General features: G+C 62.2%; 12 protein-coding genes, 1 tRNA gene and 1 pseudogene. 1 reads left to right on the top strand and 13 read right to left on the bottom strand.

From position 1 onward, the window contains the following. Nucleotide 1: 1 nt before the first annotated feature. From NCT03_RS00425 to queC, 5 genes are all read right to left on the bottom strand, one after another. A complete protein-coding gene (locus tag NCT03_RS00425) occupies nt 2–691 on the bottom strand; it encodes a tetratricopeptide repeat protein (protein WP_250491649.1) in 690 nt (229 codons plus the stop codon). After that, the gene (locus NCT03_RS00420) at nt 688–1,470 is read right to left on the bottom strand and encodes an HpcH/HpaI aldolase family protein (RefSeq protein WP_244826739.1); all 783 of its coding nucleotides are present in this window, start codon (nt 1,468–1,470) and stop codon (nt 688–690) included. Before NCT03_RS00420 ends, NCT03_RS00425 begins: the two co-directional genes overlap by 4 nt. A 162-nt stretch (nt 1,471–1,632) precedes the next feature. Further along, the gene (queD, locus tag NCT03_RS00415) at nt 1,633–2,079 is read right to left on the bottom strand and encodes a 6-carboxytetrahydropterin synthase QueD (protein ID WP_244826738.1); all 447 of its coding nucleotides are present in this window, start codon (nt 2,077–2,079) and stop codon (nt 1,633–1,635) included. 17 nt (nt 2,080–2,096) lie between these two features. Beyond that, nucleotides 2,097–2,729 (bottom strand): 7-carboxy-7-deazaguanine synthase, encoded by a 633-nt coding sequence (gene queE / locus NCT03_RS00410; protein WP_244826737.1) that lies wholly within the window; start codon nt 2,727–2,729, stop codon nt 2,097–2,099. A gap of 24 nt (nt 2,730–2,753) precedes the next feature. Continuing rightward, entirely contained in the window at nt 2,754–3,488 is a 735-nt protein-coding gene (queC, locus tag NCT03_RS00405) for a 7-cyano-7-deazaguanine synthase QueC (RefSeq protein WP_244826736.1), read from the bottom strand. Between the two features lie 1,495 nt (nt 3,489–4,983). Between queC and NCT03_RS00400 the strand changes: the two genes are divergently transcribed. After that, nucleotides 4,984–5,895, top strand: a complete 912-nt coding sequence (locus tag NCT03_RS00400; protein ID WP_250462896.1) for a glycoside hydrolase 5 family protein — start codon at nt 4,984–4,986, stop codon at nt 5,893–5,895. Nucleotides 5,896–6,070: 175 nt separating this feature from the next. Here the strand turns inward: NCT03_RS00400 and NCT03_RS00395 are convergent. The 8 genes and pseudogenes from NCT03_RS00395 to NCT03_RS00360 form a co-directional block, all read right to left on the bottom strand. Then, nucleotides 6,071–6,146: transfer RNA gene (locus NCT03_RS00395), tRNA-Phe, on the bottom strand. Between the two features lie 95 nt (nt 6,147–6,241). Continuing rightward, nucleotides 6,242–6,955 carry a response regulator transcription factor EsaR gene (gene esaR, locus NCT03_RS00390; protein ID WP_250462569.1) on the bottom strand — a complete coding sequence of 238 codons (714 nt, stop codon included), beginning with the start codon at nt 6,953–6,955 and terminating at the stop codon, nt 6,242–6,244. Continuing rightward, on the bottom strand, nt 6,956–9,385 hold the full coding sequence (locus tag NCT03_RS00385; RefSeq protein WP_284502940.1) for a sensor histidine kinase: 2,430 nt from the start codon (nt 9,383–9,385) through the stop codon (nt 6,956–6,958). Between the two features lie 22 nt (nt 9,386–9,407). Next, a complete protein-coding gene (locus tag NCT03_RS00380; RefSeq protein ID WP_250462564.1) occupies nt 9,408–10,004 on the bottom strand; it encodes a DUF4390 domain-containing protein in 597 nt (198 codons plus the stop codon). Continuing rightward, nucleotides 10,001–11,461, bottom strand: a complete 1,461-nt coding sequence (gene rsmB, locus NCT03_RS00375; RefSeq protein WP_250491648.1) for a 16S rRNA (cytosine(967)-C(5))-methyltransferase RsmB — start codon at nt 11,459–11,461, stop codon at nt 10,001–10,003. The genes NCT03_RS00380 and rsmB overlap by 4 nt, the downstream gene beginning before the upstream one ends. Nucleotides 11,462–11,625: 164 nt before the next feature. Then, the gene (htpX, locus tag NCT03_RS00370; protein ID WP_244826731.1) at nt 11,626–12,480 is read right to left on the bottom strand and encodes a zinc metalloprotease HtpX; all 855 of its coding nucleotides are present in this window, start codon (nt 12,478–12,480) and stop codon (nt 11,626–11,628) included. Nucleotides 12,481–12,609: 129 nt separating this feature from the next. Further along, complete coding sequence (locus NCT03_RS00365) at nt 12,610–13,257, bottom strand: LysE family translocator (protein WP_250491647.1); 648 nt, start codon at nt 13,255–13,257, stop codon at nt 12,610–12,612. A gap of 94 nt (nt 13,258–13,351) precedes the next feature. Further along, nucleotides 13,352–14,081, bottom strand: a pseudogene (locus NCT03_RS00360) (methionyl-tRNA formyltransferase); the annotation flags it as partial.

Below are 14,081 nucleotides of genomic sequence, written 5' to 3'. Positions count from 1 at the left end.
TTCACTGCGGCTTTTGCTTTTCCAGCTCCGCGCTCAGTTGCAGGTACTTGAGCTTCGCCGCCGGATCGCCTTGTGCGGCCGCCGCCGCGTAATAAGCACGCGCGACGTTGAGATTGCGCTCGACGCCATCGCCGCCACGTTCGTAGAACGATCCCGCCACGTATTGCGCGGTCATGTCGCCGCCTTCCGCCGCCTTCTTGTACCAGTTGAAGGCCTGCTCGTTGTCGCGCGTGGTGCCGCGTCCATCGAGAAACTGGTTGGCGAGCGCGAGTTCCGCCTGCACGTGTCCCTGACTCGCGGCGCGCAAGAACCAGCGATGCGCTTCCGCCGGGTCCTTGTCCACGAACTGGCCGTCGTCGTACATCTTGCCGTACACGAACTGCGCATGAGACATGTTGGCGTCGGCGGCGCTACGCAACCACTTCTTGCCTTCGGGGACATTGGCGGGACCGCCTTCGCCGTTCAGCAGCATCATCGCGTAATTGAATTCGGCGAGGCGGCTGCCCTTTTGCGCGGCGCGACGGAACTGCGAACGCGCTGAGACGAGATTGCCCGCGTTGTAATCGGCGACGGCGTTTTGCGTCGCGAGGTCCGTCGGCTTTGGCATCGTCTGCGACTGCGCGTTGGCCGCGAACGCCGCGCCGAACATCAAACAGGCCGCAGCGATGCCGCCACGCCAAGCCGTGTTCATGCTCTTGCCTCCTGCAAAGCCTGGCGCGTCGCCTTCAGGAGCCACATGACGTCGGCGGCGAGCGCGATCAGGTTGATGCCGGCTTGCGCATATTGCCGCGCGCCAGCGACATCGATCGCGAAAATGCCGCTCGCGATGCCCGCGCGCTTCGCGGCTGCCGCAACCTTGTCGATGGCTGCCTGCACATCCGGGTGCTTCATGTCGCCGAGATGGCCGAGGCTTGCCGCGAGATCCGCGGGCCCGATGAAGAGGCAGTCTATGCCGGGCGTCGCCGCGATCTCGTCGACGGCTTCGAGCGCCGCCACCGATTCGATCTGCACGATGGTCGCGATCTGCGCGTTAGCGCCCGTCACGTAGTCGCGCCGCATGCCGTACGCAGCCGCGCGCACCATGCCCGCGACGCCGCGCAAGCCGTCGAGCTGGGCTTCGGTCGGATACTGCGTGAGCTGCACGATGCGCGCGGCATCCTCGGCCGATTGCACGTTGGGGAACATCAGCGTGCGCGCGCCCGCGTCCAGCACGCGCTTGACGAGCCAGCCATCGGAGAACGGCACGCGCACGATCGGCTCGCTCGGCAGATGCGCCGCCGCGATCGCGCGCAACTGATCGACGACGTCGCGGCTATCGTTCGGCGAGTGCTCCATGTCGATACACAGCCAGTCGAAGCCCGCGTGCGCGAGCGCTTCGGCGGCATCGGCACTGCCGAGCGACAGCCACAGGCCGAAGAGCGCGCCGGGTTCGGCGAGACGTTGCTTGAGGGGATTCGTGAAGGTGCTCATAGCGCGGCTCCTGTAAGTTGGGCGCGCTTCGAGAAGCGGAAAAACGGCGGAAGGAATGACGGCATTACTCGCGCTCCGTTTGTGTCGCCGCGGAAGACGGGCGATTCAACGAGCGATGATACCGTGACGGCGACGCAGGCGTGGGCCGCGCCGCCGGATGCGTCAGGCGTGTTCCACGTCGGCCCAACAATTGGGCGTTTCGTACAAGCGAAGGCGCTTGAGCTTGAGATTGACGCCGTAATGCGCGTCGTAGACTTCCGCGAGAATCTTGAACGCGACCGCCGCCATATTCTCGACCGTCGGAATACGGTCGAACACGACGGTCTTGTGATCGGCCATCGACTGCAAGAAATCGCGTACTTTCACGTCGCCTTCGTAGACGATGAAAGCGTGATCCCACTTGTTGACGAGATGCTCCATGGCGAGCGACTTCACATCCGCGAAGTCCATGACCATGCCGCGATCGGGCGCGCCTTCGACATCCACGAGATCGCCTTGCAGCGTGATTTCGAGCACGTAACGATGCCCGTGCAAATTGCGGCACTGACTGCGGTGATCGGGGATGCGGTGGCCCGCATCGAATTCGAGTTTTCGGGTAATCGTCTGCACGTCGGCGGGACCGTCTGTCAGGGAATGTTCAAATATTTATGCGTCTGCATCGACAGCCGCCACTTGGGATGCCGCTTGCACCAGTCGACCGCGAGCTTCGTGTTGATGTCGCGCGACGGGCCGTCCATTGGCTGGACGAGGAAGTACTCGAAATCGAGCTTTTCGTAATCGGCGAGGCGCTGGTTGTCCTGCGGCACGACGACCTTCAGCTCATGGCCCTTGGTCACGACGAGCGGTGCGTCGGCTTTCGGACTCACGCAAATCCAGTCAATGCTGTCGAGTACCGGCAGCGAGCCATTCGTTTCGATAGCCATTTCGAAGCCGGCGCCGTGAAGGGCATCGACGAAAGGCTGGTCGATTTGCAGCATCGGCTCGCCGCCCGTGCAGACGACGAACTTGTTCGCCTCGCCTTCGGGCCAGAGCGAGGCGATCATCGCGACGAGTTCGGCGGGCGTGCGGTATTTGCCGCCGTTCTCGCCATCGGTGCCGACGAAGTCGGTATCGCAGAACTGGCAGACGGCTTCAGCGCGATCCTGCTCGCGACCCGACCACAGATTGCAGCCGGCAAAGCGGCAAAACACGGCCGGACGCCCGGCGTTCGCGCCCTCGCCTTGCAACGTGTAGAAGATTTCCTTCACTGCGTACGTCATGACTGCTCTGTGATCAATTGAAGTTCAAACCGGCGCAATAGTGACTTGCTCGCCCGCGCGGTAAGCCTCGTAACCGCGCTTGCGCAGCTTGCACGCCGGGCATTGGCCGCAGCCGAAGCCCCAATCGTGTAGCTCGGCGCGCTCGCCTACATAGCACGTGTGCGTTTCGACGCGGATCAATTCGACGAGCGCGTCGCCGCCGAGCGTTTCAGCCAGACGCCACGTGTCGGCCTTGTCGAGCCACATCAGCGGCGTTTCCAGCGCGTAACGCGTCTCCATGCCGAGATTGAGCGCCACTTGCAGCGCTTTCATGGTGTCGTCACGGCAATCGGGATAGCCGGAGAAATCCGTCTCGCACATGCCGCCGACGAGAACTTTCAATCCGCGCCGATACGCCACCGCCGCCGCGATCGTCATGAACAACAGATTGCGTCCGGGCACGAAGGTGTTCGGCAGGCCGCTTGCGGTCGACTGAATCTCGATTTCGCGTGTCATCGCGGTATCGCTGATGGCGCCGAGAACCGATAGATCGATTGTGTGGTCTTCGCCGAGCCGCTCAGCCCAATGCGGAAAATCGCGCAGCACGGCGGCGCGAAAACCGTCACGACACTCGAGTTCGACGCGATGCCGCTGACCATAGTCGAAACCCAGCGTCTCGACGGTCTTATAGCGTTCGAGCGCCCAGGCAAGGCATGTGGCCGAGTCCTGTCCGCCGGAAAACAGCACGAGCGCGCTGTCCTTAGCGTCTGTACGAGTCACCGTGAAACTCCGTGTTTGAGATTGGCCTGCGGGCCATGTCGCCGGTCGGTAAGAGAGACATGCTTTTTACCCCGACGTTTCAGTATAGGCCGACGACCCTTTCCCCACGTGCGGCGACTCTTATGTCCCATATACGAAGGCGTCGCCAGAATTCGCACGCTTTTGACCGGCCGCACCTGTGAGCCACAACGTCGAAAAACAAAAAGGACCTGCGGTCCGAGGACAGGCAAGTCCTTAATTCGATGCGGATTTTATCACGCAGCGCGATTGTTTGCCGATCGTTAGGCTGGCTGCGTCGAGCAAAGAGTTACCCAAAACGCTTCGAAGATTCAGCACGGATTATCGGTAAAGGCCGGCGATACGCACCGAATTCTGGTTGTTGGAGACATACCACCACGCGGCTCAGGTCATTCGTCTTTGATGAAAATGCCGTCACTTGAATAAATCATCTCTCCACACACGCGGTCGTGGATGACCTTCCGGTTGCCCGTCGCAACTGCGTACGACACACTCGAATTCAGCAATATATACTTATTGGCCAAAATGACATCGGCAAAACTGTCTTTAAAAGCTTAAAGGTTCGCGCCGAGGAGCCGTAATTCTAGGTAATCGTCTAGAAAGACGGTTTGCGTTAAGTAACAAGTTCCGCCTTACCAGAATTCGCGCCTGAAGGCGAATTCAACGCGCAAACGTTCAAACGCAGCAAGCGCGTGGCTTTTTCTTCGTGCCGGTCCTTAGGTAATACGCCGCAATCGCTCCAGGCGCTCGAAACGTGTGGACGACCGGCGCGGGTCCGGCTGTCTGGCAGCGTCCGGCATTGCCGTTGGACTGATCTGCCCACCCTTCGGGGCAATTTCATTCGGCATCCGAATGAACTCGCTCCCGGCACCCATCCGCAGGGTTAAGCGGGACGCAGGTCCGTAACCGATTTGCCGATTCATTTCCGGCGCTTTGGTCAACGCACTCATTTTCTGAGCCGACGCACAACACATCATTAGTAACGCTAACTAATAATATGAAGAATTCGACCCATAACCCTGCCCGTTTCGCCTTCACCGCTCCCAAGGCAAGTCTGATTGCCGCCACGATCGTCGCCAGCGTGCTGCTCACCGCGTGCGGCGGAGCCGGCAACGACGCCTTCGACCTCGCATCGACCGCGGAAGCCTCGAAGCGCAACACATCGGCATTCGTCGTGACGGCGCCGACGGTCAACGCAACCGCGACCGGCACCGTTACCGTGAAAGGCACGACCGGATCGAAATGGACCACGGTTTCTGTCGTCGACATGACGACGGGCAACAAGGTAGCGCGCGATGCCGTGCCCGCAAGCGGCGCATTCTCGACGACCGTCGATACCACGCGCCAGGTCAACGGCGTGCATACGTGGCAGATCACGGCGGCGAATGCATCGAACAGCGTGCGCTCGGTGCAAAACGTCAGCGTGACGGTGTCGAACACGAAGGCCACGGCGCCCGCCACGCCGACCACCACCAAGATCTTCTACGGCGCGAACGGCCACAATAACGAAGGCGGCGCATACGACATTTCCAGCCCCGCGCTGCAACTGTCGCAACTGCAGGATCTCGGCGTGAAGCTGTACCGCAACGAGGTCTATAGCCAGGCGGCGGCGACCAAGCTCGCGGGTATTGCGAAGACGATGGCGGCAGGCGGCGTGACCGTGTATCCGGTGATGTTGATGGGTATCGACTTCAACAGCGAAACCGATGCTTATAACGCAGGCTTCGCGCTCGGCCAGCAAACGGCCGCCGCGAGCAAGTATCCGTACTATGAAGTCAGCAATGAACTCGAAGCGGACTGCCTCACGGGCAACGTGGATGGCGTCTATCCCCAGCACTTCGACAACAAGAAGTTCCAGATTGCGCGTGGCGTGATCCGCGGCATGATCGCCGGCGTGAAGTCGGTGGATACGGCGGGTAAGATCATCATGGGCGGCGGCGCGTGGATGCACTACGGCTTCGACCAGATGCTCGCGGCCGGCACGCAGCCGGACGGCACGACGGGTCACCCGGTTGTGAGCTGGGACGTCACCGCATGGCACTGGTACTCGGACCAGGGCGACATCACGAACGCATGCGGCGGCACGGGCTGCCACGACATCCTCGCGACGCTGCAGGCAATGGGCAAGCCGATCTGGATCAACGAATTCGGCGTGCGTCCGAACATGGGCACGGATCAACAGATCGCGTCGTACCTCGTTGGCAACAAGATGATGGCGCAGTTCGTCTCGGTGGCAACGAAGTACAACATCCAGGCTATCCAGACGTACGAATTGTACGACGATCCGGCGGGCGGCGAAGGTGCTTACGGTCTGATCAAGAACGACGGCAAGACGGTGAAGGCGGCTTACACGGCATTCAAAAACTTCGTCACGGCAAACCCGAAGTAAAGATGTTCTTGCAAGCGGCTCGCAGTCGGGGTCGCATGAAGCAAAAAAAAGCGGACAGGCAAATCAAACGCCCGTCCGCTTTTTTCGCTTGTTTCGTGCAGATACCGAGCCTGACGAAAGCCCGACCGCAAAAGAAAAAGCCCGAGAGTGATGACACTCTCGGGCTTCTTAATTCTGGTGGCCTGGGACGGAATCGAACCATCGACACGCGGATTTTCAATCCGCTGCTCTACCAACTGAGCTACCGGGCCATCGGAGAAGTGAGACTATATCAGAGTGATGCACGAGGCTCAAGCCTTGAGCCGAATTTTTCTCCAATTCGACGCAATCGGCTCGATGCCACGGGTCAAACGTCGTTCTTGTTCTTTCCAAGATCGACGCCCAATTGCTTGAGCTTGCGGTACAAGTGCGTACGTTCGAGCCCCGTCTTCTCAGCGACGCGCGTCATGCTGCCGTTCTCGCGCGCGAGGTGATATTCGAAGTACGCGCGCTCAAAAGCATCGCGGGCGTCGCGCAAGGGAATATCGAACGAGATCGATGCCGTCTGTCCCGCGTTCGGCGATGCCCCGCCCGAAGCCGCGTCGCCGGGTGTGGCGTTCAACGCCGACGCGCTCGGCAGCGCAGCGGCCACCGGCACGCCGGATGCCCCCGCGCTCGTCAGCGGCTTGGTCGATGACACGACCGCGGGCGCCGCGCTTCCATGCGCCAGACCCTGCTCGACCGCCTTCAGCAGTTTCTGCAACGCGATCGGCTTCTCGAGAAAATTGAGCGCGCCGATCTTCGTCGCTTCGACGGCCGTGTCGATGGTCGCGTGCCCCGACATCATGATGACCGGCATCGTGAGCTTGCCCTGCGCGGCCCACTCCTTCAGCAGCGTTACGCCGTCGGTGTCGGGCATCCAGATGTCGAGCAGCACGAGGTCGGGCGTCTGCTGCAAGCGGTAGTCGCGCGCGTGTTGCGCGTTCTCCGCCACGTCCACCACGTGGCCTTCGTCGCTCAGGATCTCGGAGAGCAGTTCCCGGATCCCCATTTCATCGTCTACTACCAGGATGGTCGCCATTTAAGCTGCCCTTGTCTGCACTGTTGCTTTTGTCGTTCCGTGATTCGCTGCCGTGCCCGTTCCCCGCGTCGTCGCGCCGGGAGCGGCGGTATCGTCCGCGAGTTGAAGAAACAGAATCGATATCTGCGCGCCCTCGATGACATCCGCGTTCTTCGACCGATTGCGAATGTCGATGCGCGCGCCGTGCTCGTCGACGATCTTCTTCACCGTTGCAAGTCCTAGTCCCGTGCCCTTTGCTTTCGTCGTGACGTACGGCTCGAAAGCGCGTGACAAGATGCGCGCCGGGAAGCCCGAACCGTTGTCCGACACCGTGAGCCGTACCGCGACACGCGCATGGCCCGATGCGTCAGGCTCGCCATATTCTACTGTTCTCGTTTCGAGAAGCACGCGCGGCTCCGCGACATCGGCCACGGCATCCTGCGCGTTCTGCAACAGGTTGTGAATCACCTGTCTTATCTGCGTGGCATCGCCGCGAATTACCGGCAGTTTCGTGAGGTCCACCTTGATCGCGCTCTTGCCTTCCTCGATGCCATACAAGGTCAGCACTTCGGCGACCAGTTCGTTCAATTGCAGATTACCGAGGACGGCCGGCGGCGTGCGCGCGTATTCGCGGAAATCGTCGACCATCTGCTTCATCGCCTGCACCTGATTGACGATGGTCGTCGATGCGCGCCTCAGCACTTCGGCGTCCGGCGCGGCGAGTTTGTCCGCGAGCTTCATTTGCAGACGTTCGGCGGAAAGCTGAATGGGCGTGAGCGGATTCTTGATCTCATGCGCGAGGCGCCGCGCCACTTCGCCCCAAGCCACGGAACGCTGCGCGGAAATCACGTCGGAGATATCGTCGAACACGACGACATAGCCGGTGGTTTCCGCGTCGTCGGAGTCGGCGTCGGTGGCGCTCAGCAACTGCGTGCCGCGCACGAGCAAGGTGAGCGGCTCGTTCTCGCCAGGCACCGTCACCGCGACTTGCTGCTGCCAGTGTCCGCGATCGCCAATGGGATGCCCGCTGCCGACAGCGGCGGCATCGCGTTCGGCGAAGGCTTTCTTGACCATCGCGCCGAACTCGCCGAGGGCATCGATCTGATCGAGCGGCTGATTCAGCAAGCCGATAAACCGCTGCCGGAAGATGCGTTCCGCGCCGCGATTGACAGTGGTGAGCCGAAACTGCCGGTCGAACACGAACACGCCCGCCGTGAGATTCGCGAGAATGCTTTCCAGATACGCCTTCGAATGCTCCAGCGCGATGCGGTTGTTTTCCACCGCCGCGCGCGCCTCGGAAAGCTGCCGCGTCATCGCGTTGAACGACTGCGTGAGAAAGCCGAGTTCATCGCGCGAATTGATCTCGCGTTTTGGCGTGTAGTCGCCTTCGGCCACCTCCTTCGTGCCTTGCGCGAGCAGGAACAGCGGTCGCGCGAGCTGATTGCCAAGCGCGAGCGCGAGCATCATCGCGATGAACGTGGCGAGAAAGAGCGCGAGCGTCAGCGTGCCGATATACATCTTGCGCAAGCCCGTGCGCCCCAGCCGCTTTTCCTGATATTCACGATACGCGCGCTGCACGGCATCCGCGTTGCGCGCGAGTTCCTGGCTCACCGGCTGCTCGATCTGCAGAAAGCGATCGACGTGCTGAAACTCCGTGGTCGTCGTGGGATCGGGGATCTTCGTGATCACCCGCAATCGCAACGCGCCTTTCGGCCCGGTGGACGATGGATCGCCGTCGATCTCGCCTTCTATCGCGCCATATGGATGATCTTGTGCCTCCTTCAGCATCGAGCCGGTCGGCTCGTTCGTCGGCAACAGCGAATAGTAGTTGCCCGAGGCCTGCGCGATAGTGCGCAATCCCGACACGCGCTGCGTGCCGTTATTCGCGGACAGATCTTCGCGGTTGTACTGATCGCGCGGACGCTCGAACACGACCGCGTCCTGAATGTTGTATTGATCGCGCAACCGCAGGAGCGAAAGCGTGAGACTCGACTGATCCGCGCTAGCAAGCTGATCGCTCATTTGCCGGCCGCGCGCCTTGAAGTCGGCGAGCGATGTCTGCAACATGCCGCGCCCGAGCGTGAGACCCGACGTGAGCGCGGTCTCGACGTTCACGTCGAACCATGATTCGATACTGCGCGACACGAACTGATACGACACGACGTAGATGATCGCGCCCGGCAGCACGCCGACCAGCGCGAAGATCAACGCGAGCTTGGCCAGTAGCCGCGTGCCGAAGCGGCCCTGCCGCACGCGCGCCACGATGATCGCCGTGAGGCTGATCACGATCAGCATGAAGATGAGCGCAATCGCCACGTTCGCCGCGTAGAGCCAGCCGTAATAGCGGTCGAAGAATTCGGTATTGGCGCTGGCGAGCGCGAGCATCACGAGCAGCAGAACCGCCGTGACCGCCACTGTCGAGACCAGCAACCGGACGACGAGACTTTTCATGTCCGTGCGGCCGCGTCGAAATCTATTTCGCACGTTCTGCCGCCGTAAAAGTAAAACGCTTCCAGTCCGATGAGAGGTTCCAGTCGCGGTTGTTCACCGCGTCGATCTGGAACGGCTTGGGCATCAGCGCGATGTCGAGTTGCATGCGCACCGATGCGTTATAGGTTTCGCCGGGATGCACCTGATTGCGGTCGAAGACATGCCACGATGTCACGTGCTTGATCACCGCCATGGCTTCGTTGAGCGATGCAAAGCGCAATTGCAGGCCGCCTGTCGACACGCGATATTCATTGGTCAACGGCTGATAAGACAGCCGGATGCTCTGCGAAACATTCACCGGCTCCTCGTCGAACCAGTACCAGCGCGGCCGGGACAAGTTGAAGTCGATGGTGAAATAGAGCGGCACGCTGCGGTTCACGGCTTCTTCGAGGCTGCTGTTGAGGTCGAAGTCGAAATGGGCATCGAGATTCCAGCCGTTATTGTCCGACTGCAACGAAGCCCGCTGCACGGAAATGGTTTCGGCGAAGGCGGAATCCGCTGCCGCGAAATACAGGCAGAACGTCAGCGCGGTCCAGACGACGAGCGCGAGCCGAAGCGGAAAAAGGCGTTTGATCGTCACCGTTTCTGAAAGCGCGCGTAGAAGAATCCGTCGTGGTCCGCGCGGTAACTCGATGCAGCTTCCGCGTTCCCGTTCGATGGCTGGCCGGCCACTTGTGTACTGTCCCGTGACCCGTTTGCCGCGCCCGCGCCCGCACCGGCACGCGCCCTGGTCGGCAGCAACTGGCCCGGCGCGTCCAATCGTACCGCATCTTCATGCGTGCTTCCAAACCAGCGGGCCTGCTCTTCGCCTTCTTCGGGAAAGATCGAGCAAGTCACGTAGAGCAACTCGCCACCCTTGGCGACGAGCGGCCAGAGCGCCGTGAGAATGCGCCGCTGTTCTTCGACGAGCGTCGCGATGTCCGAGGGCCGCCGCAACCAGCGGATGTCCGGATGACGCCGCACGATGCCCGAGGCCGAACACGGCACGTCCGCGAGAATGCGATCGAACGGCGCGCCATCGAACCATTGCGAAGGATCGCCGGCATCGCCCACGCAAATCTCGGCGTGCAGCTTGAGGCGCGCGAGATTTTCGCCGATACGTCCCGCGCGAGTCGCATCGCTTTCCAGCGCGACGAGTTCGACATTCGCGAGTTCGAGGATATGACCGGTCTTGCCGCCAGGCGCGGCGCACGCGTCGAGCACGCGCATGCCGTCACGCGCGTCGAGCGCTTGTGCCGCGAGTTGCGCGCCCGCGTCCTGCACGGAGACGACGCCATCCGCGAAGCCCGGAATACGCTCGACCGGCATCGGTGTTTCAAGGCGCACCGCGTGCAGGCCGGCGGCTTCCGCTTGGATATGTTCCTGCCGCAAGCGTTCGAGATAGGCATCGACGGTGGCGTGACGCGCGTTCACACGCAGCGTGAGCGGCGCCTGCACGTTGCCCGCATCGAGAATCTCTTGCCACGCGTCCGGCTGACCGCGCTTCACGGCGTCGATCCACCATTGCGGGTAATTCCAGCGCGCGACTTCGCTCACACGCGCTTCTTCGACGAGCGCATCGCGTTCGCGCAGAAAGCCGCGCAGCACGGCGTTGACGAGGCCTTTCGCGAAAGCAAACTCGCGGCGCGTGGCGATGGCGGTCACCGCCTGATCGACGACGGTAAACGGCGCGTAGGCCGCGTGCGCTTCGTCGTCGGTGAGCAGCGTGAACGCGCAGACCAGCACGTTGGCCACGTGCGGCGGCGGCGCCTTGCGGACGAGCTTATGCAAAAGCGCATCGGCCAGTGCGAGACGGCGCATCGCGCGATACGCAATGTCCTGAATCGCGCCCCGTGCCGCCGGCTGCCTGCCCGCGGCGATAACCGTCTGCAAGGCGGCCGGCAACGCCGATCCCGCGCGCACGGCGCCGACCGCCTGCGCCGCGCCGTCGAGCGCGAACGCAAGGGAATCGGGAGCAAGATGCAGCGCGCTCAAATGAGTCGCTCCGCGCGCCGAGTGCGCCGCGGTGGAAAGTCGCCGGGAAGGCTTGTCGGTCATGTGTAAGGTCGTGCGACTTCGTGTGAACATCGATTCGAACGACGATTGTAACGTGCAAGGCTTCGTGGCCCGGTGCTTGCGCGTTCCGCACCACAAAAGGAAAAAGGCCGCGCCAGCGTGACTGGAACGGCCTTCGGTGTTACGCGTCGTGACGACGCCCCGGATTACATGCGCCCGGTGCGCGCCATTTCCATCAAGCGCGCGACGCGTTCTTCCGTCGCCGGGTGCGTCGAGAACCAGTTCGCGATGCTGCCGCCCGACAGCGGATTCATGATCATCATCTGCGCAGTAGCCGGGTGCGCTTCCGCCGTGGGGAACGGCACGCCGGACGCGTACGCGTGGATTTTCTCGAGCGCGCTGGCGAGCGCTTGTGGATCGCCGGAAATCTCCGCGCCGCCGCGATCCGCCTCGAATTCACGCGCGCGAGAAATGGCCATCTGGATCAACGCGCCCGCAATAGGCGCGAGGATAGCCACCGCGATGCTCGCAATCGGGTTCGACGGGCGCCCTTCGTCATCGCGGCCACCGAAGAACATGGCGAAGTTAGCGAGCGCGGAGATTGCACCGGCCATCGTCGCCGAAATGGTCGAGATGAGAATGTCGCGATGCTTCACGTGCGCCAGTTCGTGCGCCATCACGCCGCGCATTTCGCGCTCGGACAGCACGCGCAGGATGCCGGTGGTCGCCGCGACGGCCGCGTGTTCCGGATTGCGACCGGTTGCAAACGCGTTCGGCGCGTCTTCGTTGATGAGGTAGACACGCGGCATCGGCAACTGAGCGCGCGTGGCCAGGTCGCGCACCATGCGATAAAACTGCGGCGCAGTGGTTTCGTCGACCTCCTGCGCGTTGTACATGCGCAGGACCATCTTGTCCGAGAACCAATACGAAAAGAAATTCATGCCGAGCGCGACGACGAGCGCGAGCATCATGCCCTTCGACCCGCCGATCATCCCGCCGATCACGACGAAGAGGGCCGTGATCGCAGCCATCAGCATCGCGGTTTTGACCCAATTGAACATGTCAGGAACTCCTATCCCTAATACGGTGCGCAATTTGCGCGATGGTCCCGGCCACACTGGCCAGGACGCTCATTGTAAGCAAATCGTTAGATAGGGGCATCCGCGAAAAATTCAATCGGGTTGTTGCGTTCAGCGATGTGACGTCGCGAGCTTCAGTCCCAGGCCGACGAACGCCGTGCCCACACCGCGATCCAGCCACTTTTTCATCCCCGGTTTGCCCGAAAAACGTTCGGTGACGCTGCCCGCGATCCACGCAACGAAGCTGTTCCAGACCGTGCTCATGGCGATAAACACGAGTCCGAGTGTGAGAAACGCGAGCGTCTTGTGCTGGCTGTCCGCCGCGACGAATTGAGGAAAGAACGAGACGAAAAACAGCACGACTTTTGGATTCAGCACGTTCGTGACGAAGCCTTGCGCGAACAATTGATGCAGCGATTTTGGCGCGGCTTGCGCGTTGGTTCGGGCTGCGTGGGCGTCTACGGCCTTGTCGTGCTTCGTGAGAATGAGCCGCACGCCAAGATAAATCAGGTAGATCGCGCCAGCGATCTTGACGACGGTGAACGCCGTGGCCGACGCCGCGAGAATCGCCGTCAATCCGAATGCGCACGCGAGCGTATGAACGATGCAGCCCGCCGAGATGCCGAGCGCGGATACGATTCCCGCGCCGCGTCCCTGCGCGACGCTGCGCCCGACGATATAGGCGGTATCGGGGCCGGGCGTGACATTCAGCAGAAAGACGGCGACGAGAAAGAAGGCAAAACCGGTAATGCCGAGCATCGGAAACTCCAAGCGTGCGCGTGTTGAAGATTCACGATTTTAGCGCTGCGCGACGCATGCGTTACATGTCCGTCGCGCGTGCTTCAAGTCTGGGTCAAGCGTCCGGATCGGTTTCCAGCAGCGCGAAACGCTGACCTCGGGCAAGCGGCGCGCCCGCAAGAAACTCGCGCACGGGCAGGCGCTTGCCACCGGGCTTTTGCAACTGCGTGAGCCTGAGCGCGTCCGTTCCGCAGGCCACGACGATTCCTTCCGCCGACACATCCACGACGGTGCCCGGATCGGCTTGCCATTCGCCGCTCACCGGCTGCGCGGACCAGATCTTGATCGCGACGCCATCGAGCGTGCCGAACGCGCCGGGGAACGGGTCGAACGCGCGCACCTGACGCGCAAGCGTTTCCGCCGGACGCCGCCAGTCGAGCGCGGCCTCGTTCTTGGCGATCTTCTGTGCGTAGGTCGTGCCGTCGTCAGGCTGCGGTGTCGATGGCAGCGCGCCGTCGCGTTCGAGGTCGCGGAGAGCCGCGACGATCAGATCCGCGCCAATTTTCGCGAGGCGGTCGTGCAGCGTGGCGGTGGTGTCGTCCGCGCCAATAGCCGTGCGGCCCTCGCGGATCATCGCGCCGGTGTCGAGGCCCGCGTCCATTTGCATGAGCGTAATGCCCGATTCGGCGTCGCCCGCTTCGATCGCGCGATGGATCGGCGCGGCGCCGCGCCCCCGCGGCCACAAACAACCCGGGCTGTTTTTTGCTCCGCGCCGGGGGATGTGGCGCACTTACTGCGGGCGGATGTGGCCGTAGGCGGGGACCACCAACACCACGTTCGGGGTG

The sequence above is a fragment of the Caballeronia sp. GAWG1-1 genome (assembly GCF_023631465.1).
Lineage (GTDB): Bacteria > Pseudomonadota > Gammaproteobacteria > Burkholderiales > Burkholderiaceae > Caballeronia.
Note: the sequence above shows the minus strand (reverse complement) of the source record. Positions and strands in the feature narration are given on the sequence as shown.

Excerpts from the sequence above, each read along its gene's own strand:
- NCT03_RS00425 (WP_250491649.1), bottom strand. The coding sequence starts at position 691 with ATGAACACGGCTTGGCGTGGCGGCATCGCTGCGGCCTGTTTGATGTTC.
- NCT03_RS00365 (WP_250491647.1), bottom strand. The coding sequence starts at position 13,257 with ATGCTCGGCATTACCGGTTTTGCCTTCTTTCTCGTCGCCGTCTTTCTG.
- rsmB (WP_250491648.1), bottom strand. The coding sequence starts at position 11,461 with ATGACCGACAAGCCTTCCCGGCGACTTTCCACCGCGGCGCACTCGGCG.
- queE (WP_244826737.1), bottom strand. The coding sequence starts at position 2,729 with ATGACGTACGCAGTGAAGGAAATCTTCTACACGTTGCAAGGCGAGGGC.
- htpX (WP_244826731.1), bottom strand. The coding sequence starts at position 12,480 with ATGTTCAATTGGGTCAAAACCGCGATGCTGATGGCTGCGATCACGGCC.
- NCT03_RS00385 (WP_284502940.1), bottom strand. The coding sequence starts at position 9,385 with ATGAAAAGTCTCGTCGTCCGGTTGCTGGTCTCGACAGTGGCGGTCACG.
- NCT03_RS00420 (WP_244826739.1), bottom strand. The coding sequence starts at position 1,470 with ATGAGCACCTTCACGAATCCCCTCAAGCAACGTCTCGCCGAACCCGGC.
- esaR (WP_250462569.1), bottom strand. The coding sequence starts at position 6,955 with ATGGCGACCATCCTGGTAGTAGACGATGAAATGGGGATCCGGGAACTG.